General features: G+C 64.3%; 28 protein-coding genes and 1 pseudogene. 19 read left to right on the top strand and 10 right to left on the bottom strand.

Annotated elements, in window-relative coordinates:
- The first annotated feature begins 32 nt into the window (after positions 1 to 32).
- A complete protein-coding gene (locus tag ABMA59_RS24630) occupies positions 33 to 2,528 on the top strand; it encodes a hypothetical protein (protein WP_349008046.1) in 2,496 nt (831 codons plus the stop codon).
- Between the two features lie 124 nt (positions 2,529 to 2,652).
- Here the strand turns inward: ABMA59_RS24630 and ABMA59_RS24625 are convergent, their stop codons facing one another.
- The 4 genes from ABMA59_RS24625 to ABMA59_RS24610 form a co-directional block, all read right to left on the bottom strand.
- A complete protein-coding gene (locus ABMA59_RS24625; RefSeq protein ID WP_349008045.1) occupies positions 2,653 to 3,567 on the bottom strand; it encodes a hypothetical protein in 915 nt (304 codons plus the stop codon).
- A 672-nt stretch (positions 3,568 to 4,239) separates the two neighbouring features.
- Positions 4,240 to 4,836 carry a hypothetical protein gene (locus tag ABMA59_RS24620; RefSeq protein ID WP_349008044.1) on the bottom strand — a complete coding sequence of 199 codons (597 nt, stop codon included), beginning with the start codon at positions 4,834 to 4,836 and terminating at the stop codon, positions 4,240 to 4,242.
- 85 nt (positions 4,837 to 4,921) lie between these two features.
- Positions 4,922 to 5,404 carry a class I SAM-dependent methyltransferase gene (locus tag ABMA59_RS24615; protein WP_349008043.1) on the bottom strand — a complete coding sequence of 161 codons (483 nt, stop codon included), beginning with the start codon at positions 5,402 to 5,404 and terminating at the stop codon, positions 4,922 to 4,924.
- Positions 5,405 to 5,473: 69 nt separating this feature from the next.
- The gene (locus tag ABMA59_RS24610; RefSeq protein ID WP_349008042.1) at positions 5,474 to 6,343 is read right to left on the bottom strand and encodes a D-alanyl-D-alanine carboxypeptidase family protein; all 870 of its coding nucleotides are present in this window, start codon (positions 6,341 to 6,343) and stop codon (positions 5,474 to 5,476) included.
- Between ABMA59_RS24610 and ABMA59_RS24605 the strand changes: the two genes are divergently transcribed.
- Positions 6,333 to 6,473: a hypothetical protein gene (locus tag ABMA59_RS24605; RefSeq protein ID WP_349008041.1), complete on the top strand. Its 141-nt coding sequence runs from the start codon at positions 6,333 to 6,335 to the stop codon at positions 6,471 to 6,473. The genes ABMA59_RS24610 and ABMA59_RS24605 overlap by 11 nt on opposite strands.
- Positions 6,474 to 6,492: 19 nt before the next feature.
- On the opposite strand, the gene ABMA59_RS24600 is transcribed toward ABMA59_RS24605, so the two are convergent.
- A complete protein-coding gene (locus ABMA59_RS24600) occupies positions 6,493 to 8,352 on the bottom strand; it encodes a CHASE3 domain-containing protein (RefSeq protein WP_349008040.1) in 1,860 nt (619 codons plus the stop codon).
- A gap of 162 nt (positions 8,353 to 8,514) precedes the next feature.
- Here ABMA59_RS24600 and ABMA59_RS24595 point away from each other — a divergent pair, with 162 nt between their 5' ends.
- From ABMA59_RS24595 to ABMA59_RS24585, 3 genes are all read left to right on the top strand, one after another.
- A complete protein-coding gene (locus ABMA59_RS24595; RefSeq protein WP_349008039.1) occupies positions 8,515 to 9,144 on the top strand; it encodes a nucleoside triphosphate hydrolase in 630 nt (209 codons plus the stop codon).
- A 120-nt stretch (positions 9,145 to 9,264) separates the two neighbouring features.
- Positions 9,265 to 9,705 (top strand): hypothetical protein, encoded by a 441-nt coding sequence (locus ABMA59_RS24590; RefSeq protein WP_349008038.1) that lies wholly within the window; start codon positions 9,265 to 9,267, stop codon positions 9,703 to 9,705.
- A gap of 251 nt (positions 9,706 to 9,956) precedes the next feature.
- Positions 9,957 to 10,487, top strand: coding sequence for a dihydrofolate reductase family protein (locus tag ABMA59_RS24585; RefSeq protein ID WP_349008037.1), 531 nt, complete (start codon positions 9,957 to 9,959; stop codon positions 10,485 to 10,487).
- Between the two features lie 100 nt (positions 10,488 to 10,587).
- Here ABMA59_RS24585 and ABMA59_RS24580 read toward each other — a convergent pair whose 3' ends face one another.
- The 3 genes from ABMA59_RS24580 to ABMA59_RS24570 all read right to left on the bottom strand — a co-directional run bounded on the left by ABMA59_RS24580 (position 10,588) and on the right by ABMA59_RS24570 (position 12,882).
- Positions 10,588 to 11,292: a glutathione S-transferase N-terminal domain-containing protein gene (locus tag ABMA59_RS24580; protein WP_349008036.1), complete on the bottom strand. Its 705-nt coding sequence runs from the start codon at positions 11,290 to 11,292 to the stop codon at positions 10,588 to 10,590.
- Positions 11,293 to 11,417: 125 nt separating this feature from the next.
- The gene (locus ABMA59_RS24575; protein ID WP_349008035.1) at positions 11,418 to 12,629 is read right to left on the bottom strand and encodes a beta-ketoacyl-[acyl-carrier-protein] synthase family protein; all 1,212 of its coding nucleotides are present in this window, start codon (positions 12,627 to 12,629) and stop codon (positions 11,418 to 11,420) included.
- Position 12,630: 1 nt separating this feature from the next.
- The gene (locus ABMA59_RS24570) at positions 12,631 to 12,882 is read right to left on the bottom strand and encodes an acyl carrier protein (RefSeq protein WP_349008034.1); all 252 of its coding nucleotides are present in this window, start codon (positions 12,880 to 12,882) and stop codon (positions 12,631 to 12,633) included.
- Positions 12,883 to 13,082: 200 nt separating this feature from the next.
- Here ABMA59_RS24570 and ABMA59_RS24565 point away from each other — a divergent pair, with 200 nt between their 5' ends.
- From ABMA59_RS24565 to ABMA59_RS24545, 5 genes and pseudogenes are all read left to right on the top strand, one after another.
- Positions 13,083 to 13,934, top strand: coding sequence for an urease accessory protein UreD (locus ABMA59_RS24565; protein ID WP_349008033.1), 852 nt, complete (start codon positions 13,083 to 13,085; stop codon positions 13,932 to 13,934).
- Positions 13,935 to 13,949: 15 nt separating this feature from the next.
- A pseudogene (locus ABMA59_RS24560) lies at positions 13,950 to 14,249 on the top strand (urease subunit gamma); the annotation flags it as partial.
- An 819-nt stretch (positions 14,250 to 15,068) separates the two neighbouring features.
- Positions 15,069 to 15,446: a hypothetical protein gene (locus tag ABMA59_RS24555; RefSeq protein ID WP_349008032.1), complete on the top strand. Its 378-nt coding sequence runs from the start codon at positions 15,069 to 15,071 to the stop codon at positions 15,444 to 15,446.
- 26 nt (positions 15,447 to 15,472) lie between these two features.
- Positions 15,473 to 15,730 (top strand): DUF1272 domain-containing protein, encoded by a 258-nt coding sequence (locus ABMA59_RS24550; protein ID WP_349008031.1) that lies wholly within the window; start codon positions 15,473 to 15,475, stop codon positions 15,728 to 15,730.
- 18 nt (positions 15,731 to 15,748) lie between these two features.
- Entirely contained in the window at positions 15,749 to 16,054 is a 306-nt protein-coding gene (locus tag ABMA59_RS24545) for an urease subunit beta (RefSeq protein ID WP_349008030.1), read from the top strand.
- A gap of 23 nt (positions 16,055 to 16,077) precedes the next feature.
- On the opposite strand, the gene ABMA59_RS24540 is transcribed toward ABMA59_RS24545, so the two are convergent.
- Both ABMA59_RS24540 and ABMA59_RS24535 read right to left on the bottom strand, forming a co-directional pair.
- A complete protein-coding gene (locus ABMA59_RS24540; RefSeq protein ID WP_349008029.1) occupies positions 16,078 to 16,569 on the bottom strand; it encodes a hypothetical protein in 492 nt (163 codons plus the stop codon).
- A 159-nt stretch (positions 16,570 to 16,728) separates the two neighbouring features.
- Entirely contained in the window at positions 16,729 to 17,088 is a 360-nt protein-coding gene (locus ABMA59_RS24535) for a hypothetical protein (protein WP_349008028.1), read from the bottom strand.
- 277 nt (positions 17,089 to 17,365) lie between these two features.
- Here ABMA59_RS24535 and ABMA59_RS24530 point away from each other — a divergent pair, with 277 nt between their 5' ends.
- From ABMA59_RS24530 to ureG, 9 genes are all read left to right on the top strand, one after another.
- Entirely contained in the window at positions 17,366 to 17,716 is a 351-nt protein-coding gene (locus ABMA59_RS24530; RefSeq protein WP_349008027.1) for a GFA family protein, read from the top strand.
- 12 nt (positions 17,717 to 17,728) lie between these two features.
- Positions 17,729 to 19,441: an urease subunit alpha gene (gene ureC / locus ABMA59_RS24525; RefSeq protein ID WP_349008026.1), complete on the top strand. Its 1,713-nt coding sequence runs from the start codon at positions 17,729 to 17,731 to the stop codon at positions 19,439 to 19,441.
- Positions 19,442 to 19,568: 127 nt separating this feature from the next.
- Positions 19,569 to 20,042 carry a DUF29 domain-containing protein gene (locus ABMA59_RS24520; protein ID WP_349008025.1) on the top strand — a complete coding sequence of 158 codons (474 nt, stop codon included), beginning with the start codon at positions 19,569 to 19,571 and terminating at the stop codon, positions 20,040 to 20,042.
- Complete coding sequence (locus tag ABMA59_RS24515; protein ID WP_349008024.1) at positions 20,042 to 20,530, top strand: DUF29 domain-containing protein; 489 nt, start codon at positions 20,042 to 20,044, stop codon at positions 20,528 to 20,530. Before ABMA59_RS24520 ends, ABMA59_RS24515 begins: the two co-directional genes overlap by 1 nt.
- Positions 20,530 to 21,126, top strand: coding sequence for a hypothetical protein (locus ABMA59_RS24510; protein ID WP_349008023.1), 597 nt, complete (start codon positions 20,530 to 20,532; stop codon positions 21,124 to 21,126). The genes ABMA59_RS24515 and ABMA59_RS24510 overlap by 1 nt, the downstream gene beginning before the upstream one ends.
- A 38-nt stretch (positions 21,127 to 21,164) precedes the next feature.
- Positions 21,165 to 21,470: a putative quinol monooxygenase gene (locus tag ABMA59_RS24505; protein ID WP_349008022.1), complete on the top strand. Its 306-nt coding sequence runs from the start codon at positions 21,165 to 21,167 to the stop codon at positions 21,468 to 21,470.
- A 10-nt stretch (positions 21,471 to 21,480) separates the two neighbouring features.
- Positions 21,481 to 22,152 (top strand): urease accessory protein UreE, encoded by a 672-nt coding sequence (ureE, locus tag ABMA59_RS24500; protein WP_349008021.1) that lies wholly within the window; start codon positions 21,481 to 21,483, stop codon positions 22,150 to 22,152.
- Positions 22,145 to 22,816, top strand: coding sequence for an urease accessory protein UreF (locus ABMA59_RS24495; RefSeq protein ID WP_349008065.1), 672 nt, complete (start codon positions 22,145 to 22,147; stop codon positions 22,814 to 22,816). Before ureE ends, ABMA59_RS24495 begins: the two co-directional genes overlap by 8 nt.
- Before the next feature lie 490 nt (positions 22,817 to 23,306).
- On the top strand, positions 23,307 to 23,945 hold the full coding sequence (ureG, locus tag ABMA59_RS24490) for an urease accessory protein UreG (RefSeq protein WP_349008020.1): 639 nt from the start codon (positions 23,307 to 23,309) through the stop codon (positions 23,943 to 23,945).
- Positions 23,946 to 23,962: the final 17 nt, after the last annotated feature.

Below are 23,962 nucleotides of genomic sequence, written 5' to 3'. Positions count from 1 at the left end.
GGCATTCGGGTTTCATCGGAGCGAGGCATTTCATGGATCGACGCAGTTTCCTCATCGGCGCCGGGACGGCCGTTATCGCCACGCGGGCAGCTTTCGCACAGGATGCGACGGCGATGGTCGTCCTGACCGACAAGGTGACGGCGGCGGACAAATCCGTGCCGGAGGGCATCAGCCGTGTCGCCACCTTCGCCTATGACGCCGCGAAGCATCCGACGCGCGGCGGTGCGCGCTACCGCGAGAGCGATGCCGAAGAGACCGCGCGCTATCCCGAGGCGGCCTGGTTCTCCACCGCCAACGGCCGGTATTTCCTGCTCGATGAAAACCCGGCCTCGCCGCTGATGCTCGGAGCCGTCGGCGACGGCGAGACGGACGATGCACCCGCCGTGCAGGCGGCGCGGGATTTTGCCGCGCTGTCCGGTGCGCCCATGCTGATCGACGCTTATTTTTCGCACAAGGGCACGCTGGAACTGAACGATCCGGTCTCCATCCGCGGCGTCGGCCGCGAGCGCTGCGGTCTCCATATGTCGATCGACCGCGAGAATGAGGGCGTCAACATCCTGACCTCCGGCGTCACGATCGAGGATATCGAGATAAGCGCCCATATTCCGAAAACCATTCAGAACGGCCAGGGCTCCTACGGAACATGCATCACGGTGGGCAAGGTTTTCTACGACCCGGTTCGCGAGGGCGGAAAACTGGTCGCGCCGGAACTCGTCACCGGCACGTCGCTCTCCCGCCTGAAGATCACGCGGGCCGAAGGGTCGGCGTCGGCCCACGCCATCGCCTGCACGGGCCGCATTTCCGGCGTGGCCGCCAGCGACATCCTCATTGAGGGCGCTTCGCCGAAAAGCATCCATGGCGATGCGATCCTGGTGCACTGGGGCACGTCCGGGCACGATTTCCCGCTCGACGCGGAGGGCAACTCCATAAAACCGTTCGTGCTGCCGAAGGAGAAGGACGCGCACAGCTATCACCCGAACAATATTCGTTTCGAGAATTTGAGGGTGCGCAATACCGGGCGGCTCATCGCGATTTCGGCCGCCTATGCGGTGCAGATCAGCAAGGTCGACTTCGACGGGCTGGACGACGGGGTCAAGCGCAACGGCGTGCAACTTCTCGATCTCGTCGTCGGCGACGAGGGCGACCGCTACGCCCATCCGGACGACAAGGGAAAGGTCTATTCGAATATCTCGCTGCGCGACATCGTCGCCTACAACATCACCGGATCGGGCATCAACGCGCTGGCCATCATCGATGTGTCGGGATACGGCACCTCGAAATACGCCGACGATCCGAACACCGGCGCGCGCTACCAGGAACAGCCGCGCTGGAAGAACATCGAGATCGCCAATGTCGTCATGGAGGCCGATCTCTCGGACACGACCGACCTCATCAACGTGCGAAACTTCCTCGGCGACATCAGTTTCCGCAACATCGACGGCAGCGCCAAGATCAGCCAGGGCGGGCTGCGCCTGCAGCAATGCGAGGGCAATGTTCTTTTCGAGAACTGCAAGGTGAACGGCCGGACGCTGGTGAACGATTGCGACGGTCTCGCGCTGCGGGACTGCCGGCTTTCGGGCTCGATGTTCCCGCTGCTGGCCGTCACGCTGGATTCCAGCAAGGGTTTTGTCCTCGGCGAGCAGGTGACGGGCGGCAAGAGCGGCGTCGTCGGCAGGGTCGCCGCCATTCCGGACGAGACGACGGTGAATGTGCAGTTGCTGGAAAGCTGGACGCCTTTCGTCGAAGGCGAGGAACTGGCCGGCGCGGCGCGGGGTACTATCCGGGCAATCGTGACCGCGACCAATGCCACGGTGACGATCGGCGGCGAAACCACCGCCGGCGCGCTTGCCGCCGGCGTCGACAACGGCGCCACCGTCATATCGGTCGCCGCGGGACGCTCGAGGCCGGGCCTGCCACGCGCGGTGAAAGTCGGCGACAAGCTCGCCTATGACGGCGGCGTGCTTTACGTCACCCGCTATGCGCCGGCCAACACGGCCAATATCGAGATAGCGCCGGCCCCGGCCGCCGCGAAGGCCGGCGGCGCGCTGATGCTCGAGCGGCGCAGCCGCAATCTGCGCTTTGAAAATTGCGACATCAGCGGCTCCAGCCGGGCGGTCGACGCTCGCAACTGCAATGCCGTGATCTTCGACGGCGGGGTCGTGCGCGATGCCGGGCAATACGGTCTCCTGGTTGGCGAAGGCGCGGAAGTCTCGGTCGCAGGCACAAGCTTCTCCAACAACGGGCTGCGCCGCCTGCTCCAGCAGGACGCGACCCTGCCGACACGCGACATCGCGGTCTCGGCCGGCGGCCTGTTCAACGGGCGCGACATCCGTTTCGAGGACAGCGGCCGGGTCGTCAACAATGTTAGCGTCAACGAGGGCGCCCTTGGCGGGTCTTTGCAGAACAGCGTGTTCGCAGGCAACGCTGTCGAAACGAACCTCTCCGTCGCCGGCAGGCTGAAGGGCGGCGGCCGTTTCACGCTGGCCGACAACCGCATGGCGGACGGGGCGGCGCTGAAGGGGAACTGATCAGGCCGGGTCAGCCTTGCCGACGGACCGGTAACTGTATTTTTGGCAGCACCTGTCGTTGCCTGAGTGCGGAAAATCCGCGCCGGCCCTCGATGCCTCGATTGTTGTGTTCGCCGACGGCCCGTCAGGTCGTGTCGTGGCAATCCAGCGCGTAGACGGCCAGCGCGTGGGCGTGAGCAAGAATTTCGTCGACCTCGCGGATTTTTCGCGGAAGGGTCGCGGCGGGATCATAATGGGACAGCCGGCCGCCGGGCGGACGTCCGCGCCGAAGCGGCGTGAGGCGCCGGAGCCGACTGGCGCCGGAGCTACCCTGCGCGATTGCGGCGTCGCGCCGCGCCTGCCAGCGGGCAAAACGTTGTGCCTGGCCCGGCAGGTCGTCGAGCGCGGCGCCGAGCGCGGCAAGGCGTTGGCCGAGACGCGCGGCGTCGATCGGGTCGTTCGGCGATGGCGGTGGCGGCAGCGGGCGATACGTCGCGCGGAAATCGAGGCCGAGGATGCGCGGGGCGGCGTGGGCCGGCACAGGGCGGCGCGGGACGTGGAACAGCCGCCGTGGCGGATCGAGCAGCGATAGCGAGAGGATGCGCGGTGTGGGTTTGGGACGTCTTTTCGGTCCCTTTGGCAGGAAGGCGCGGGCGCCTCGCAGCATTGCGGGCTTTGGTTTGCGCGGGCGCAGCGGCGGCAGGGTTACCACGATCCCGCGCGCCGCCGCGATGATGAGCCGCCGCGCGGCGGCTTCGGCCGGACGCAAAAGCCGCAGGATGGCGAGATAGAGATGGCGGGGGAGGGTAAGTGCCGGGGACAGTTTACTTTTTTCCGCCAGCACCTGCCTTGAAGCGGCAGCGCCTTTCCGCGGAAAGAAAGTAAACTTTCCCCCGGCGTGAAGCTCCCCCGCGCCAACGCCCCCAGCGCCAGGCCTCCCAACGCCCATCTCCACCATGGCGACGAGCATGGCGAGGATGCGCTTCAGCGCCTCCCAGTTGCTCTCGATTGCCACACGCCCGTCCATCGGAACTTCTCCGCCCACCATGGCTGCCGGCATCCATCCTCCGGGTTCCAACCGTCATGTCGGCAGGGCCCTCTGGACGCGGCCTCCCGGCGCAATCGCCGTGAGAACGTCAAGTATGAGGCGGGTTTTGGGGTGGGGGACAAAATCGTCTTCGACGGCGCTTCGCGCGCCCGGCGGCGGAAAGCAGATGCTGCAAAAACAAGGGTTTGGCAGTCGATGCGGTGTTAAATCCGGGAAAATTCTCTGGCGGCGTGGTGATTCTCATCCCCGTTTTGGCGCTGGAAATCCATGGACAGTTTTACCCGGTCTGCCCGGAGGCCCGAAAACGCCCTGGAAGACGCGGCCCAACAGGCGCAAGTGCCGGGGACAGTTTTACCCAGTCCACTCGGAAACCCGAAAACGGCCTAGGAGATATGCGGCCGAACAGGCACAAGTGCCGGGGACAGTTTACTTTTTTCGGCCCGCGCGACTTCTGGACTGCTGCGGCCTTTCTGCCGAAAGAAAGTAAACTGTCCCCTGCGGCTACCCTTCGAGCATCGGCCACGCGCGAACGGTTTTCGGGTTTCCGAGTGGACCGGGTAAAACTGTCCCCTGCGGTTCCCCTTCGAGCATCGACCACGACCGACAGTAGCGCCGGTGCTTCGTTTGCCGCGATTTCGCCGACGGACAATTTTGGTTTGCGTGGGCGGACCATCCGCCGGCTGACTACGCGGTCCGGCCCAGCGCGATTGCCGACCCCGCGAACGGCAGCACCAGCTTGTAGCCTGCCGGCGCCGGCTCGATCGGCACCGACGCGGCGGTTCCGAACTGGGTGACGCCCGCGCCGAGATGGTCGGCAAGATCATGGCGGCGGCCGCCGAAGTCGAACGGCGTGCTGGCGATGAGGCGCGCCGAAAACACATTGGTGCCGACCACCGGCGCCGTCTTCCTGCCGGCCGTGGCGTCGACCGTCGTGCCGACGACCATGCCGGTACGGCGAAACGTGGCGATGCATTCGCCCTCGGCGAACGATGCCGGATCGTCATACGTGGCGGCCGGCCGGCGCTGCAGATAGAGCGAGAATTCGCCGACCGGATCGAGCCCCAGTTTCAGCGCGCCGTTTTCGAGGTCCGGCGCCTTGAACGGCTTGGCGGCGAAGGTGAAATGCGCCTTCGTCTCGTCAACTCCGCCGTCGAACAAGGGCGCCTGGATGAAGGGCAGGTGCAGGAAATGGCCGTAATCGGCGAGGGTGTCATCCTTACTGGCCTGGTAGAAGCGGCCGGTGGCATACCAGGCGAGTTCGGCGGCAAGCAGAACGGACATAAGGCGGCCCCTCGGTTATTCGACTGTCGATCATATCTTCAGAACGGGCCAGGCAGCGGCGGGCAAAGGGTCAGCGCCAGCCGTGTCAGGCCGCTTTGCGATAGATGAAATAACGGTCCGCCGGCACGCCGTCGCAGAGCGGCAAGGGCTGGAGCGCGGCATGGTCCAGCGGCAGACCGCTGACGGCGAGGCCGCCGGGCTGCAGGAGGCTGGCGGCGAGTCCGGGCAGCCATTGCTGCGTCCTGAGATCGATCTCGTCGATGCCGGTGCCGATGTCGGCATGCACGAGCGCGGCGCCGATGCCGGCGAAGTGCGCGGCCGTGTCCCTGATCTCGCCGATCACCAGATCGCCTTCGGGCGGTACGGAACTCGGATGGGCGCCGAGCGCCCGGTCGAAGGCGATGATCCGGCGGCCCGGCAGGCGCTCGCGCAGATGGTCGTAGGTACGTCCGTTGCCGAGCCCGAGCTCCATGATGGGGCCTTGCATCGCTGCGACCTCAGCCGAGATGGCATCGAGCACGAGGCGCTGCGCCGTCATGCGGCGGATGAAGCTTTCGAGCCGGCTCACGGACGAGCCTCGGCCAAGCAAAGAGTCCGCCCGAAGGGCGCGGCGTGGGAATGCACGGTCATCGGCGGCTCAGACCCCGCCCCGCGACGCCGAGGGCATGTAGCGCTCGATCAGTTCCTCGACATGGGCGTTGCGCTGGCGCGCGCTGTTGCCGCCCATCACCACAACGACGAGCTTGCGCCCATCGCGGTTGACCGAGGTGACGATGTTGAAGCCGGATGCGCGGATGTAGCCGGTCTTGATGCCGTCGACGCCGTCGACGCGGCCGATCAGGTCGTTGTGGCCGCGAACGTTGCGGCCGCGGAAGGTGAAGTTCTGGTTGGAGAAATAGGCGAACTGCGCCGGAAAACGCTTGCGCAGTGACATGCCGAGCAGCGCCATGTCGCGCGCCGTCGTCCGCTGCTCGTCGTCCGGCAGGCCCGACGCATTGCGGAAGGTGGTGTTGCGCATGCCGAGCGACCGCGCCTTGGCGGTCATCATCACGGCGAACTGCTCCTCGCTGCCGCCGAGATATTCGCCGACCGCCACGGCCACGTCGTTGGCGGATTTGACGGCGAGCGCGCGGATGGCCGAATCGACATCGATGGTCTGGCCCGGCTTGAAGCCCATCTTGGTGGGCGGACGGCGGGCGGCATATTCCGAGACCGGGATCTCGGTCGCGGCCGTTACCCGTCCCTGCTGCATCGCCTCGAAGAGCAAATAGAGCGTCATCATCTTGGTCAGCGACGCGGGATAGCGCTGGGCGTTGGAATCGGCTTCGTAGAGCACGGTGCCGCTGTTGCCGTCGACGACGATCGCCGCGTATTTGCCCGACATCGGCGTGTTGATTGGCGACAGCGACGGCGGCGCGATCTCCAGCGTCTTCGACGTAGAGCAGGCGGCGAGGCCCAGCACCAGGAGAAGCATCGCCGCTGCCCGGAACGGCGCCATGATCGACATTCTCAACTGCCCGCCTGAAACCGAGTGCCCGATGGCCGGCCGCGTTACCCCCGCGAAGCAGCCGCGCGGAAACTACCGCAACTCGTGCCGGTCCCGCAACGCGCATCGCCAGGAATGTTTGGCCGACTGAGCTTGTGCCGCGGGCCGGGTCAGCGGTCGAGGACCTCGCGGATTTTCAGCGCGAGCTGATCGATGGTGAACGGCTTGGCGATGAAGTCGACGCCATGGTCGAGCACGCCGTTGTGGACCACCGCGTTCTTGGTGAAGCCGGTGGTGAACAGCACCTTGAGGTCCGGCCGGTTCTGGCGGGCCAGTTCCGCGAGTTTGCGGCCGTTGGTGCCAGGCATGATCACGTCGGTGAACAGCAGCGCCGTTCCGGGATTTTTGGCCAGCAGCGCCATCGCTTCGTCGGCCCCGCCCGCATGGATGACGGTGTAGCCGAGGTCGCGCAGGGCGGCGACGGTGCCGGTGCGCACGCGCTCGTCGTCTTCCACCACCAGCACCAGTTCCGTCGGCGCCTTGACCATGTCCGGCGCCTTCGCCTGCTCCTGGACGCGCTCCTCGCCGAAATAGCGCGGCAGGTAGACCTTGATCGTCGTGCCTTCGCCCGGCTCTGAATAGATCTTCACATGACCGCCGCTCTGCTTGACGAAGCCGAAAACCTGGCTGAGGCCGAGCCCGGTGCCCTTGCTGACCTCCTTGGTGGTGAAGAACGGATCGAAGGCGCGCTCCGCGACCTCGGGCGGCATGCCGGTGCCGGTGTCGGTGACGGCGACGAGCACATACTGGCCGGCGGGCACGTCGGCATGCTGCTCGGAATAGCGTTCGTCCAGGTGGCAGTTGGCCGTCTCGATGGTCAGCCGCCCGCCCTCAGGCATGGCGTCGCGGGCATTCACGGCAAGGTTGAGGATGGCGTTCTCAAGCTGGCTGGTGTCGGCGAAGGTCCGCCACAGGCCGCCTGCCAGCACCGTCTCGATCCGGATCGGCTCGCCCAGCGTGCGCCGCAAGAGATCGGACATGCCCGTCACCATGCGGTTGGCGTCGATGATCTGCGGCGCCAGCGGCTGCTGGCGCGAGAAGGCGAGCAGCCGGGCGGTGAGGTTGGCGGCGCGGCTTGCCGCATCCGTCGCCGCCTCGACGAATTTCTCGATGTCGTTCTCGCCGCGCTTCAGCTTGCGCTGGATAAGGTTCATCGCGCTCATGATGACGGCGAGCATGTTGTTGAAGTCGTGCGCGATGCCGCCGGTCAGTTGCCCGATCGCCTCCATCTTCTGCATCTGCCGGAGCTGCGCCTCCGCCTGCTGGCGGGTGGCGATCTCCTTGTGCAGGCGGGTGTTGGTTTCGCTGAGCTGCGTATGCGCCGAGACCAGATCCTCCAGCCGGCGCCGCGCCGACCAGATGCCGAAGACCGCCATGGCGAAGACGGCCACAAGCGCCAGGATGGAGATCAGCCGCATCCAGTCGTCCATGTCCTCCGCGCTGGCGAGGCGTTGCTGCAGCACCGCGTTCTCGTCGCGGCGGATGTCGGTGACGATCCTGCGGATGGCGTCCATCAGCACCTTGCCGCGGTCGCTGCGCACCACATCCATGGCGGCGGCAGCGTCCTGGGCATCGTAGAGCCGGATTGTCTGGTCGATCTCCGCCAGCTTGTCGCGGATGGCGGTGGCCAGCGAATCGATCTGGGCCACACGGGCGGGATTGGCCTGTGCGGCCTTGCGAACGGTTTCGAGTTCCTGGGGGAGCGCCTGCACCGCTCCGGTGTAGGGGGCGAGATAGGATTTTTCGCCGGTGAGCAGGTAGCCGCGCTGGCCGGTCTCGGCGTCCTGCGCCAGCCCCAGCAGCCCGACGATGCGCCGCTCGAACTCGAAGGCCTGACGCACGGCGACATTGTCCTGCCGCTGCGACTCGATCAGCAGCGACCGTGCCGCGACGATCGCGGCGAGCACGGCGAAGCCTGTAATCAAAGGGATAAGCTGGGCTCTCAGGGCCCTGCGCAGCCGCGCGATCATGTATACGTCCGGAAAGTTCGATGCCTCGCCTTGGTATCAGCGAATGCGAGCCATGCAAATCGCTTAGACTCGCCAAGGCGGCCGGGACCTCTTCCACGTCCGTTTTCCTGTGCCATACTTGGTGCGAGGACTTGCGGAGAATTCGCCGCCAGGGAGGAAGGCATGTCGGAAATCGCCAAGCTCGCCGCGACCATCTTCAAGCGGGCCGGCCACCGGAAACGCTTCGTCGTGGCGGTCGCGGGGCCGCCCGGCAGCGGCAAGTCGACGCTTGCGGCTCGGCTCGGCGAACTGTTTCCGGAGGGCAGCGCCGTCGTGGTGCCGATGGACGGGTTTCATTTCGACGACATCGTGCTCAATGCGCGCGGTCTGCGGCCGCGCAAGGGCGCGCCGGAAACCTTCGATTTTCACGGCTTCGAGGCGCTGCTGAAACGCATTCGCGACAATGCATCCGAGATTGCCATCCCGGTCTTCGACAGGACCGTCGAATTGTCGCGCGCGGGTGCTGCGATCGTCGGGCAGGATGTGAAGTTCGTGCTGGTGGAGGGGAACTACCTGCTGCTCGACGAGGAGCCGTGGAATAGGCTCGGCGGACTTTTCGACTTCTCGATCTATGTCGATGTCGAGCGCGACGAACTCGACCGCCGGCTCCAGAAACGGTGGGACGAACACGGCAAGACCAAGGCCGAGGCGCGCGCCTGGATCGACAGCAACGACATGCCGAACATCGACCGCGTGCTGTCGCGCCGGCGCGCCGCCGATCTGGTCATCCGGCCTTGGAATGAGATAAGCTGATCCACCGTAATCCGACCGCATTTCAACCCGTTTTCCGTTGAAATCAGTGCGTTTCCGGCCCTCCGGGGAACCGAATGCCCTCACGGGCATTTAGCCGCAGTCTCATCGGAGGGAATTGTCATGGCAACCTCAACGAAACCTGCCAAGCCGGCTAAGGCATCGAAGGCCTCCAAGGCGGCCGCCGGAAAGACGCTGGAGAGCAAGACCGGCGCCGGCGCTGCGATAGCGGCCCGTTCGAAGGATGCCGCGGGCGGCAAAAAGGCGGAGACCAAATCGCCGGAAATGAAGGCAGCGAAGGAGAAGAAGACGTCTCCGAAGAAGGCCGCCGCGAAATCGACAGCCGCGACCGCGAAATCCTCGAAAGCGGAAAAATCCTCATCCGCCAAGCCAGCGAAATCGCCCGCGGCGGAGTCCGGAAAATCGTCGGCCGCCAAGTCCGCGAGCGCCAAGCCCGCGGGCGGCGCTTCAAAACCGTCGATCGCCAAGCGCGTGCTGCGCAAGGTCAAATCGGCTGCCGGGGAAGTGGCTTCCCTGGCGGGATCGGTCGTCGGCAAACACTAGCCGGCCGAAGGCCATGTTCGCGTTGTGAATTGCGCGGGTTAAGCGCTTCGCTGTCGCCTGTGCAAATACGCTGCGCGGGAAGCCGTTAGGCTCGTCCCAGCCAGCCTACCTTTCTGGCTCGGTCTTGAGGTTGCAGCGCACCCCTGGTTGTCGATCGGCAGCAGGCGGCCGCACTCAGATTGTATTCCGCCTCGTTTCCGCACAAACTCGGCTGGATCTGTTCGTACGAGGTTGGGGCGGAGATTCGGAGAATGGCGAAGCTCGTCTTTGGAATGAACCTGTCCCTGGACGGCTACGTCGACTACGACAAATTCGCGCCAAGTCCCGCGCTCTTTCGCCACTGGATAGAGCATGTGCGCGATCTCGCCGGCAGCGTTTATGGCCGGCGCATGTACGAGGTGATGCGTTATTGGGACGAAGACCATCCTGAGTGGACACCTGACCTGCAAGAGTTCGCGGCGGCGTGGCGGAATCTGCCGAAGTGGGTCGTATCGCGCTCGTTGAAGTCGGTCGGCCCCAACGCCACCCTGGTCGAGGGGGACCTCGAGGCGGTGATACGGGAGCTGAAGGCTCGGCTCGTTGGCGACATTACCGTTTCCGGACCGGAGCTGGCGCAAAGCCTGACCGATCTGGGTCTTGTCGATGAATATCGACTCTACCTCCACCCCGTCGTGCTTGGCCGCGGCCAGCCGTTCTTTGCGGGTCCCCGACCGCCGCTCCGCCTGGTGGCAACCGACCGGGTTGATGCCGATGTGATGAGATTGACCTACGTTCCTGCATGATCGCGCAGCCGCCGAAGGATTGCGCGGACGGCTTGAGGGCTGTGCAGGACCGAGTCCTTGCACAGCCTGTGCGATTGACCGCTGGAGCACGTCGATCGTTTCAGGGCCTCGCGGGAATGTTCAGGCCCTTCTGGGTGGCCGGCCGCGCCAGTCCGGCGTCCAGCCAGCGGTTGACGTTGGCAAAACTGTCCATGTCGAGCAGTTCGCCGGCCTCGTAGAACACCTTCAGCGTGCGCACCCAGCCGAGCATGGAGATATCGGCGATGGTGTAGTCGTCGTCCATGATCCATTGCCGGCCTTCGAGCCGCGTCTCCAGCACGCCGAGCAGGCGCTTGGATTCGTCGCGGTAACGCTCGAGCGGCCGCTTGTCGGCGATGTCCTTGCCGGCGAATTTGTAGAAGAAGCCGAGCTGGCCGAACATCGGGCCGATGCCGCCCATCTGGAAGAACACCCACTCGATCGTCTCGTAGCGCCGCGCCGGGTCGGATGGCAGCAGCAGGCCGGTCTTTTCGGCGAGATAGAGCAGGATCGCGCCCGATTCGAACAGCGCCAGCGGCTTGCCGCCTGGTCCGTTCGGATCGAGGATGGCCGGGATCTTGCCATTGGGGTTGAGCGAGAGGAAATCCGGCGTCCAGGTCTCATTCTTCATGATGTTGATCAGATGCGGCTCGTAGGGCAGGCCGATCTCCTCCAGCGCGATCGATACCTTCACGCCGTTGGGTGTCGGGAAGGAGTAGAGCTGGAGCCGCTCGGGGTGCTGCGCGGGCCAGCGCGCCGCGATTGGGAACTCGGGAAAATAGGTCATGAAGTTCTCCTGAGAGGAACGTCGCGCGCGAGCCGGCGCCGGGCATGGTCGCACGCTAGGTAGGGACCGGGGCGGGCTCTGTCGAGAAGCGGACGGCAGCTATTTTGAATCCAGGCGGATTGGGATCAGACGGCCTTGAAGGCCACGACCGCATTGGTGCCGCCGAAGGCGAAACCGTTGCTGATCGCGGCGCGCACCTTTCGCTCGCGGGCCGTGTTCGGCGTCACGTCGAGGTCGCAGTCGGGATCGGGCGTGGTGTAATTGGCGGTGGGCGGGATGACGCCTTCGCGGATCGCCAGAAGGCAGGCGATCATTTCCAGCGCGCCGGACGCACCCATGCAATGCGCGTGCATGGATTTCGTCGACGAGACCGAGAGCCTGTCGGCATGTGCGCCGAACACCCGGCGGATGGCCTGCGTCTCGATCTGGTCGTTGGCTTTCGTGCCCGTGCCATGCGCGTTGACGTAGTCGATGTCTTCCGGCGAGAGCCCCGCGTCGGCGAGGCAGAGCCGCATGGCCGAAGCCGGTCCTTCGACGGTCGGCGCGACGATGTCGCTGGCGTCGCCGGACATGCCGGCGCCGGCAAGTTCCGCGAGGATCGGTGCGCCGCGTGCCCTCGCATGTTCGTAGGTTTCCAGCACTGCCACGCCAGCGCCCTCGCCGATGACCAGCCCGTCGCGGTCGGCCGAGAAGGGGCGGCAGGTGTCGCGCGCCAGCGCCCGCAGCGATTCCCAGCTTTTGAGCACGCCGAAGACCAGCGAGGCGTCCGTGCCGCCCGCCAGCATGACATCGGCGCGGCCGAGCCGCAGTTGGTCGGCGGCCGTGGAGAAGGCGTGATTGGACGAGGCGCAGGCTGAGGTGACGCCGAACACCGGTCCCCGCAGCCGATAGGCCATGCTGACCTGGCCCGCGGGCGCGCCGGGCATGATCTTCGGCACCGTGAAGATGCCGACACGGTTACGCTTTTCCGCGAACACCTGATAGTAGGCCTCGTCGGCGGTCGCCGCGCCGTAGATACCCGTGCCGATCACCGCGCCGGTGCGATGTTCCCGTGCCTCATCGATCTCCAAACCGGCGGAGCGGATCGCTTCGCCGGCGGCGATCACGGCGAGCAGGCTGAAACGGTCCATCGTCGCGACCTGCTTGCGGTCGATGCCATGCGCCGGCAGTTCCTTGATCTCGGCGCCGATGTCGCCCTTGAGATTGTCGAGCGGGATCGTCGTGATCGGGCCGATGGCCGAGCGCCCTTCGCGCATCGATTCCCAGATTGCCGGCACGCTGGTGCCGAGAGCGCACAGCCCGCCTATGCCGGTGATGACGATGCGCTGGCGCGACATTTCAGCCTTTTTTGGCGATCAGGAGGCGGACCGCCTCGACGATGTCGCCGACATTGGAAAGCTTGCTCCAGGCCTCCGACGTGTTCATCTCCACCTCGATGTCGTAGGCCTCCTCCAGATCGAAGATGATCTCGGTGAGTTCCAGCGAATGAATGCCGAGGTCGCCGAGATCGGTGTCGAGCGTGATGTCCCCGATCTCGGGATCGGCATGCGCCTTGATCTTGCCGATGATGTCCTGAGCAAGTTGATCCATAAAGCCTTCCCATCCCTTGCGTCCTTGTACCGGACGCTGGCGTGCCTGAGTGCCCCTGAAAAGCCCGTCCGCGATGAAATTCGCCGGTTCGATGGCACGAAATCCATTCCTCTATAGGAACCGGATGCCTGCAAGGCAACAACCCAGTCTGTTTATCCGGTGCTCTCGACTTTGCCGCCCGCCCGCTTAAGGTCGCGGCTATGAACATCCCTCTCCCATCAATCGCCACCGAGGCCGAGCGGCTCCTTCCGCAGCGGGTGGCGGCGCATGGCGCCATTGCAGTCCGGTCAGCGGATGGCCGTACGCGCCTGCGACGCCTTGTGCAGGACGGCGCGGCAAAAATCCGCATGCCGCGTTCCGACGCCGATCCGCTGGAGGCGGTCCTCATCAACACCGCCGGCGGGCTGACGGGCGGCGACCGTGTCGCCTGGCAGGCCGATGTGGGTCCTGGCGCGTCGATGGTGATGACGACGCAGGCTTCGGAGAAGGTTTATCGCGCATCCTCGGGACATGCGGAGGTCGCAATCCGGCTTTCGGTGGCCGAGGGCGGCCGCATCGCCTGGCTGCCGCAGGAAACCATCATGTTCGACTGCGCGGCCTTTTCGCGCCGCCTCGACATCGATCTCGCCGAAGGAGCGACGGCGCTTATCGCCGAGGCGACGGTGTTCGGCAGGAGCGCCATGGGCGAGACCGTCGAGCGCGGAATGTTTCGCGACCGCTGGCGCGTGACCCGCGCCGGCCGCCTTGTGCATGCCGAGGATTTCGCGGTCGGCCCGGACGTCGGCGCAGCACTCTCCCGGCGTGCCGCGCTTGGCGGTTCGGCGGCTATGGCGACCGTGCTTGTCGTCGGGGAGGACGCCGAGTCCTGGCTCGACCGCGTGCGCGAAGCCGTCGGCGACGAGGGCGGCGCCAGCGCCTGGAGCGTCGCGGGGACTGGCAAGCTTCTTGCGAGGCTCTACGACGGGAACGGATATGGCTTGAGAAAGCGGCTGGTGCCGCTTCTCGGCCTGCTCAACGGACGGGCAGGCCTGCCTAAATGCTGGTCACTTTAAGGGAAATTCGCAGGCATGAACCTGACGCCTCGGGAAAAGGACAAGCTGCTGGTGGCGATGGCGGCAATCGTCGCGCGCAAGCGGCTGGAGCGTGGCGTGAAGCTCAACCATCCCGAGGCGATCGCGCTGATCACCGACTATGTCGTCGAGGGGGCGCGCGATGGCCGCTCCGTCGCCGACCTGATGGAAGCCGGCGCGCATGTCGTCAGCCGCGATCAGGTCATGGAGGGCATAGCCGAGATGATCCATGACGTGCAGGTCGAGGCGACATTTCCCGACGGCACCAAGCTGGTCACGGTTCATGAGCCGATAAGGGATGCTTCGGAGGCCTTTGAAGCGCCTATGCATTTCGAGCCGTGGGTCGGCGCCGGTTATGCCCGAGGTGCATTGCGGCTGCTGTTCCTGGGCGATTCGCACTACGACGACAACGAGCTTGGTGGCCGGCAACATCCCGATGTGACGCGGGACATCGTTCAGAAATGGGCCATCGATCAGGCTCATGCCAGCTTCACCAAAGCCGCGCAGGCCGTTTCGGGAATGAGCCTGGACCATCGTTCCAAGCGGCTTGTCTGGGAGCGCGTCGCCTTCTTCAATTTCATTCCGGGTTTCGCGGCGAGCGGACCGCGCGAGAGAATCCATGCAAGACTTTACGACAGCGGCAGCGACAACCTTCTGAAAAGACTGTCGGAACTTGATCCGACGCATGTCTTCGTCTGGGGCTCGCCGCTTTTCGATGCGCTGCGGAGACTGTTCGACCACGAGAGCGCGACGTACAAATCGCCCACGGGCAACAGCTACGAATATCTGGTCATTGCCGGCGTGCCGTTTTTCGAGTCGGCGCATCCTTCCGCCGGATATCCGCGGGAGATGTGGAGCCAGGAATTTCAGGCGTTCGTTGCGGCGACGGGTTCCGCGAACGAACTGGCCAAATGGCGGGCGGACATCGCGGCGGAGGCGAAATGATGCTGGAACTACGCCCCAACTGTGAGTGCTGCGACCTCCCGCCGGAGTCGGCGCCGAGATGATCCACGATGTGCAGATCGAGGCGACTTTCCTGATAAGGACGAAGCGGGGAACGGCTGACGAGCCGACAAAGTAATGGGTGCAGAAATATCCAAAAAGCTGGATGTCTCCGTGAACATCCACGTCGATGATCCGGAAGGAGCGGGTCATATCTACGCAAAGGTGTTCGGCCTCGAGCCGATCTTGGGCATGACGAAATTCAACGACCCCGGCGTTTGCAGCGCCGAATGGACGGAATGGGAGTGCGAGATTCCCGAGGGTCTGATCACGGTTCGATTTGTGAAAAAGGGAACGGACGATGGTCGCTTCCCGGCAAAGGAATTCGCCCGGTTGGTCAATGCAGCCTCGTTGGTGCCAGGCAACGGGCTGTCGAAGCAGGCTTCGCAATCGTCTCTGACATCGAGCGCATTGATGGCGAGTTGTCGATCATGCGTATGTTGGATGCGGAAGAAAACAAGATCGTTTTGGGCAACCGCAGCCTTTGGGTGAGGAACGATCAGGCTTCGGAGGAATAAATGTTAGAGCTACGCCCCAACTGCGAGTGCTGCGACCGCGATCTGCCGCCGGAGTCGGCGGACGCGCGCATCTGCACCTTCGAATGCACGTTTTGCGCGGATTGCGCTGAAAATGTGCTCAGCGGCGAATGTCCGAACTGCGGAGGCAATTTTTCGGCCCGGCCGATCCGCCCGGCGGCGATGCTGGAAAAATATCCGGCCTCGACCAAGCGCGTGCTGAAGGCCGAGGGCTGCCAGCCTGTCGTCAAGGCCGCCTGAGCGACCGAAGGAGACGAGATGATACCCGGCGAAGTGATCACCGCCCTTGGCGACATCGAACTGAACAAGGGCGCCGCGACGGTGACGCTCAAGGTCGCCAACACCGGCGACCGTCCGATCCAGGTCGGCAGCCACTACCACTTCTTCGAAACCAACGGGGCACTGCGCTTCGATCGCGACAAGGCGCGCGGCATGCGCCTCGACATCGCCGCCGGCACGGCGGTGCGCTTCGAGCCGGGCCAGGAACGCGACGTGACGCTGGTGGCGCTCGGCGGCAAGCGCGAGGTTTTTGGTTTTCAGCAGAAGGTGATGGGCAAGCTGTGAGGAGCGTGCCCGCCGGACATCGGTCAGCCGGGCGGCTTGGCGGCCGCGTAGATGACGACATTCGCCTTGTCGAACGACACGGCCAGCACGTCCTCGACCAGCACCTGCCGCGAATCGAGCGCGTGATAGAGCATCGCATTGCCTTCGATCTCGTCGCGAAGCTGCTCGATTTCTTTTCTATGCTCCTCCACCTTGGCCTCGATGGCCGGCGGCGGGCCGCCCTCGGTCTTGGCCGAATCCGTCAGGAAGACGATATCGACCTGGTCGAGCTTGGAGGCGGTCCGCACAGCCTTGGTGCTTTCGGCAGTCTTGTCGATGGCCGAAAGCACCTTGTCCGGAACCGCCTCGGCGCTGGTCTCTTCCTGGCGGACTTCCGAGCCGATGATGGCGTCGACCGCTTCCTGGCTTTTCGTTCCTTGCGCGAACGCCGCCATGGCTGGCAGCGCCGCCGACACAAGGGCGGCCGCCGCCAGGGTATTCAGCCATTTGCTATCCGGCGCCATGGTGGTCGTCATTGCTCGTTCCATGTGAGGGACAAAGGGAAGCAACGGCCGATCCCGCGCGGAGGTTCCCGGCATTGTGCTGTTTGTCGGCGGCTGCCTGCCGGAGCCAGGCTCTCGGTCGAACGCGGCGCCGGCGGGCGGAACGTGAGGATGGCCGGCCCGTGCAAGCCGTCAGCCGGCCTTCTTGGTGACCAGGGTCAGCGCGCCTTCGGAACTCATGCTGGCTGCGATGACTTGCGCCGAGGTGAGGCCCTTGGCCTCCAGCGCCGACTTGATCTTTGGATTGGCGTCGATCGTGGTCCGCAGTTGCTGGAGGTCTGCGTCGCCGGCCTTTGCCACCACGTCGTTGACCTGCTTCTGCGTGGCTTCGGGCAGTTCGGTCATGTCGACGATGTTGACGCTCTGGATTGTCGTCGGCCCTGTGGCCGGGGCTTCGGGCGCCGTCGCCGGAGCCTGGGCGGGCGCTTGCGCGTTGGCGGCCACGGCAAAGCCGAGCGTGGCGGCCGCTGCCAGAATCGTGATCATGCGCATGGATTTTTCCTTCCATCGGTTGTCGGGCGATCATGTTGGGGCAACACCGCCACCCCACACGCCGAATGGGGTCAGAAGCCGCCGCCGATGGGGTCGTTCCGTGGTTATTTCGTGTCGGGAATGAGGGGCGCCGCGGAAGCGCGGGCGCCTGGCCGGCCGCTCTCCACAGGTATTCCCGATTGCGCGGCCCGGCGGCTCCCGATCGGCAAATTCGCCCATTTCCAAGGGGGCGAAGGACAGTATTCCGGCCCGAACAACAGAAACCAGGGAGAAAACGATGCAGGCCTATGAAGGCGGATGCCAGTGCGGCGCGGTGCGGTTCGCCGCCAATGCCGATTTGTCGAGCACGGTTGCCTGCAACTGCTCGCGCTGCGGAAGGCTGGGCAGCATTCTGGCCTTCACGCCGGAAAGCGAGTTCACGCTCAACTCCGGCGAGGACAGCCTGACCGAATATCTGTTCAACAAGCATGTCATCCATCACTTCTTCTGCAAGGTCTGCGGCATCCAGTCGTTCTCGCGGGCGAGCCGCCCGGACGGCACGAAAATGGTCGCGCTGAACATCCGCTGCCTCGACGGCGTCGACCCCGACGCGGTCACGCCGACCAAATACGACGGCAAGAGTCACTGACAAGGAACCGCCATGCCCGCACGCATATCCCGCTCCGCCTATGCCCAGATGTTCGGCCCGACGGTGGGCGATCGTGTGCGGCTGGCCGACACCGAACTGTTCATCGAGATCGAAGAGGACTTCACCACCTATGGCGAGGAGATAAAATTCGGCGGCGGCAAGGTGATCCGCGACGGCATGGGCCAGAGCCAGGTGACGCGGGCGGGCGGCGCGGTCGACACGGTCATCACCAACGCGCTGATCGTCGACCACACCGGCATCTACAAGGCCGATGTCGGCCTGAAGGACGGGCGCATCCATTCGATCGGCAAGGCGGGCAATCCGGACACGCAGCCTGGCGTCACCATCATCGTCGGGCCTGGGACCGAGGCGATTGCCGGCGAGGGAAAAATCCTGACTGCCGGCGGCTTCGACGCGCATATCCACTTCATCTGCCCGCAGCAGATCGAGGAAGCGCTGATGGCCGGACTGACCACTATGCTCGGCGGTGGCACCGGCCCGGCACATGGCACGCTGGCCACCACCTGCACGCCCGGCCCCTGGCACCTGGCGCGCATGATCCAGTCCTTCGACGCTTTTCCGATGAATATCGGGCTCTCGGCCAAGGGCAACGCTTCGCTGCCCGCCGCGCTGGAAGAGATGATCCTTGGCGGCGCCTGCGCGCTGAAGCTGCATGAGGACTGGGGCACGACGCCGGCGGCGATCGACTGCTGCCTGTCGGTGGCCGACGATTATGATGTGCAGGTGATGATCCACACCGATACGCTGAACGAAAGCGGCTTCGTCGAGGACACGGTGAATGCCATAAAGGGCCGCACCATTCACGCCTTCCACACGGAGGGCGCGGGCGGCGGGCATGCGCCGGACATCATCAAGGTCTGCGGCCTGCCGCACGTCATCCCGTCCTCGACCAATCCGACGAGGCCCTACACGAAGAACACGATTGCCGAGCATCTCGACATGCTGATGGTGTGCCACCATTTGTCGCCGTCGATCCCGGAGGACATCGCCTTCGCCGAGAGCCGCATCCGCAAGGAGACCATCGCCGCCGAGGATATCCTGCATGACATCGGCGCCTTCTCGATCATCTCCTCCGACAGCCAGGCCATGGGCCGCATCGGCGAGGTGCTGATCCGCACCTGGCAGACCGCCGACAAGATGAAGCGCCAGCGCGGGCGGTTGAAGGAGGAGACCGGCGACAACGACAATTTCCGCGTCCGCCGCTACATCGCCAAATACACGATCAACCCGGCCATCGCCCATGGCCTGTCGAAGGAGATCGGTTCGATCGAGGTGGGCAAGCGCGCCGACCTGGTGCTGTGGAACCCGGCCTTTTTCGGCGTGAAACCCGACATGGTGCTCATCGGCGGCATGATCGCCGCCGCACCCATGGGCGACCCGAACGCCTCCATCCCGACGCCGCAGCCGGTGCATTACCGGCCGATGTTCGGCAGCTATGGCAAGGCGATGACCAATTCCTCGGTGACCTTTGTCTCGCAGGCGGCGCTGGATGCCGGCCTGCGCAAAAAGCTCGGCGTCGACAAGGCCATGGTCGCCGTTGAGAATACGCGCGGCGGCATCGGAAAACATTCGATGCGGCTCAACGACGCCACGCCCTTTGTCGAGGTCGATCCGGAGACCTACGAGGTGCGCGCCGACGGCGAGTTGCTGACCTGCGAGCCTGCCACCGTGCTGCCGATGGCGCAGCGGTATTTTCTGTTCTGACGAGCGGAATTCCGTCAGCCAAACCGCATGCGGTTTGTCAACTTGCATAGCCTGCGATGTTCAACGCGACGGCACCGATGCTAAGCATCAAGCTACGGTAGACTTGGCATCAACTTGCAACGGGTGCATGATTGCGGGCATGAATAGACATCTGTGGAAATCGCAACTGACGCCCTATGAGGCGGACTACGCTCGATGGTGCGTCGAACAAGGCGCGCTGTTGCGGGCTGGCCGTCTCGATGTGCTCGACCGCGAGAATCTCGCAGAGGAGATCGAGAGTTTGGGGCGGAGCCAGGAAGACGAAATCGAAAGCAGGCTCAACGTCCTGTTGGTTCATCTCCTCAAGTGGAAGTACCAGCCAGAGGGGCGCACGGGTAGCTGGGAAGGCTCGATTGTCGAGCAGCGTTCCCGCTTGTTGGGTCGGCTGACGAAAAGCCCGAGCTTAAAGGCCCATCCGGCCAGCGTCCTCGCCGACGAATACATCTCAGCTAGGCTGAAAGCGTCTGGCGAGACGGGTTTGCCGCGCGCTCTCTTCCCGGAGGTATGTCCGTTCACCATCCAGCAGGTGCTCGACAGCTCTTTCTTTCCGGAAAATCGGTAGTGGCGGCCGAACAACAAAAGTTGGAAGACAGGCTCTACGAGCGCGACTTTTATGTCTGGACACAAGAGCAGGGCGCAAAGCTTCGAAGGCGATCCTTTGAAGCCATCGATTGGGAAAATCTCGCTGAGGAAATCGAGAGCGTCGGGCGTCGCGAGAGACGAGACATCAGAGATCGGCTCGAAACTCTGCTGAAGCTTCTTTTGAAATGGGAGTTTCAGCCAGATCTTCGCTGTCACAGCTGGCAGTCCGGTGTTAGCGAGCAAAGAACCTTCATCGAAGGGACTTTGGAGATGAGCCCGAGCTTGGCAGAGTTTCCGGGTCAAGCACTGCAGGACGAGTACAATTCGGCTCGCGAGAGGGTCGCCATCGAAACCGGTTTGCCAACCTCGACCTTCCCCGAAGAAGTCCCGTTTTCCGTTGTCGAAGCGTTGAATTTCCGCTTCATGCCGGGACGGCCTTGGTCGCCCGATGAATTGCGCGGCGACTGATGGCCGCCGACCAAGCCGCCATCGCGGCGCAGGAATTCACCCACATCCGCATCGTCATGGGCATGGTGGTCGGGCTGGGCGTGACGCGGCTTCTGTCCGGGGTGGCGCGCATCATCCAGCATCCCGGTCAGTACAAGCTTTATGCCGTGCATCTGGCCTGGGTCGCGTCGCTGCTTCTGATGCTGGTGCATTTCTGGTGGTGGCAGTTCGGCCTCTACCAGATCCCGCTCTGGACCTTCGGCATCTACCTGTTCATCATCGGCTACGCGGTGATCCTGTTCCTGCTGTGTGCGCTGCTGTTCCCCGACAGCATGCACGACTACAAGGGCTACGAGGATTATTTCCTGTCGAAGCGCGCCTGGTTTTTCGGCCTGCTCGCCGTCACCTACCTGCTCGACGTGATCGACACGCTGCTGAAGGGCGAACAGCATTTCGCCCAGTTCGGCAACGAATATCTGATCCGCACGCCGCTCTTTGTCATTCTCTGCCTGACTGCTATCGTGACCGCCAACAAGACCTTCCACCGCGCCTTCGTGGCTTTTGCCCTCCTCTATCAGGCCTCCTGGATATGGCGGCTGTTCGACACGATCGCGTGACCGCAAGGCTTGGCAGCAGCTAACAAGGGAATTGCAAATTGACCGAACCGATCTATGTGCTGGCGACGCTGACCATCAAGCCTGGGTCGATGGAGGCTCTACGCGGGCCGGCCTTGGCCTGCATCGAAGGCACGCGCAAGGAGAAGGGCTGCATCTCCTACGATCTGTTCGTCAGCGCGACCGATCCGGACACGCTGGTTTTCGTCGAACGCTGGAAAACCCGCGAGGACTTGACCGCGCATTCGCAAGAGCCGCATCTGGTCGCTTGGCGCGAGGCGAGCACCCCGCATCTGGCGGCGCGCAAGGTCGAAATCATCCATCCCGACAAGGTCGAAACCCTCTGAGGAGCGGACCATGAAGCTCAATATCACCACCGACTTCACCAAATTCCCGCGCGCCGGATCGGTGGAACGCGCCGGCATGACGTCCGGCCAGGCGACGCTCGCGGGCACGATCACGCTGCCGCATGACGAAAGGCATCTGCGCCGAAAGGTGCTGGCCCTGACCGGCGGCGATCGCGTCTTCGTCGACCTCGCCGAGCCGGCGCAGCTTGCCGCTGGCGACAGGCTGGTGCTCGACGACGGACGCCATGTCGAGATCGCCGCGGCCGACGAGGAGATTTACGAGATCGTGCCGCGCGACACCGTGCATTTGGCCGAACTCGCCTGGCACATCGGCAACCGGCATCTGGCCGCGGCGATCCGCCCCGACCGCATTTTCATCCTGCGCGACTATGTCATCAAAAAAATGCTCGAAGGGCTGGGGGCGACCGTGAACGAGGTGCTGGCCCCCTTCGAGCCGGTGCGCGGCGCCTATTCCAGCGGCCACGATCACGGTCATGATCATGAACACCATCGCCATGACCACGACGATCATGATCACCACCATGACCACGACCACGATCATGGCCACCACGATCATCACGCACATGATCATCACCATGGCCACGGCGGTCATAAGCACGGCGAACTCGATCGTTTCGGACGCCGCCCCGGCGACCCGCACTACGGACACAACCATGCCTGAAGCCGCCGGCGGCAAGGCGCTCCTCAAACTGCTCTTTTGGCTGTCGCCGGCCTTCCCGGTCGGTTCTTTCAGTTACAGCCACGGCCTGGAGCGCGCCGTCGAGGACGGGCTGGTCGCCGACGCCGACGATCTCAGCGACTGGCTGGAGACGCTGCTGCGGCGCGGTTCTGGCTGGAACGACGCGGTGCTTTTCGCGGAGGCCTGGCGGAGCGCGCGCGCGAGCGGCAACCTCCGCGAGGTTACCGATCTGGCGGCCGCGCTCGCGGGTTCGCGCGAGCGCCATATGGAATCGACGCTGCAGGGCGCGGCCTTCCTCAAGGCCGCCGAGGCCTGGCCCGCCGCGAGCCTGTCGACGCTGCCGGACGATTGCGCCTATTGCGTCGCCGTTGGCGCGATGGCCGGTGCGCATGGCGTTCCGCTCGGCGACGCGCTCGGCGCCTTCCTGCAAGCCTTCGCCACCAATCTTGTGCAGGCCGGCATCAGGCTCGGCGTCACCGGCCAACAGGGCGCGGTGGCGCTGATTGCCGGGCTGGAGTCGACGGTCTTGGACGTCGCCGCCTGCGCGGAGAATTCCTCGCTCGACGATCTCGGCGCCTGCGCTGTTATCTCGGACATCGCCGCCATGCGGCACGAGACGCAATATTCGAGGCTGTTCCGGTCATGAAGGCAACCGGAGAGCGCTTGGGTCTCGTCAGTGCGTTCTCGCGCAACTTTCCGCGAACCGTTACGGTCGTTGGGCATTCTATCGGGGCGACGGTCAACATCGGATTAGGCGAAACCACTCCGCATCGGCGCCGCTCCAAGCGCGGCGGAGGTTACTATCGTCGTGCCAGATGCGATTTCTTCTTGATGTCCGCCTGTTGGGAAATACGCGGTAGGAGCGGTTACGTTTTGCGTTGGTCCGACAATTCGCGTCGGATCGCAAAGGAGATCGGGCGAGTTGTTGGCAAGACAACCATTGCCGTTTCTCTGCGAGGAAGCCGAGAGACGTTGCAGCTTTCGTTCTCGGACGGATCAGTCCTCACTGCATGGTCCGGGGATGATGATGGCACAGAGCCGGGTTGGAATTTTTGGATAGGCGATAACGTCTTTCAACTTGGAGTAAGGGCCTCTTTGAGAGAGGTCGAGACTCTCTCGGTCACAGGTTTGCGCTTATGAAATCTCAAAACGGACCCCTTCGTGTCGGCATCGGCGGGCCGGTCGGCTCGGGCAAGACGACGCTGACCGAAAAGCTCTGCAAGGCGATGCGCGACGAATTTTCCATCGCGGTCGTCACCAACGACATCTACACCAAGGAAGACGCCATGATCCTGGCGCGGCTTCAGGCGCTGCCGGAAGAGCGCATCATGGGCGTCGAGACCGGCGGTTGTCCGCACACCGCGATCCGCGAGGACGCTTCGATCAACCTCGCAGCCGTCGCCGAGATGAACAAAAAATTCCCTGACCTCGACGTGATCTTCATCGAGTCCGGCGGCGACAATCTGGCCGCCACCTTCTCGCCCGACCTCGCCGATCTGACGCTCTACGTCATCTCGGTCTGCCAGGGCGAGGAAATCCCGCGCAAGGGCGGCCCCGGCATCACACGCTCGGATTTTCTGGTCATCAACAAGAGCGACCTCGCGCCTTACGTCAACGTCAACCTCGACGTGATGGAGCGCGACGCCGGAAAAATGCGCGGCCGCCGGCCCTTCGGCTTCACCGACCTGTCGCGCGGCAAGGGATTGGGCGAGGTGGTCGAGTTCATCGTCGAGCAGGGCGGGCTGAGGATGGGGCAGGAGCGCAAATCTGCCTGACCACGCCGCCTTTGCGA

It is taken from the genome of Mesorhizobium yinganensis (genome assembly GCF_040081985.1).
In the GTDB taxonomy this organism is placed as follows: domain Bacteria; phylum Pseudomonadota; class Alphaproteobacteria; order Rhizobiales; family Rhizobiaceae; genus Kumtagia; species Kumtagia yinganensis.
Note: the sequence above shows the minus strand (reverse complement) of the source record. Positions and strands in the feature narration are given on the sequence as shown.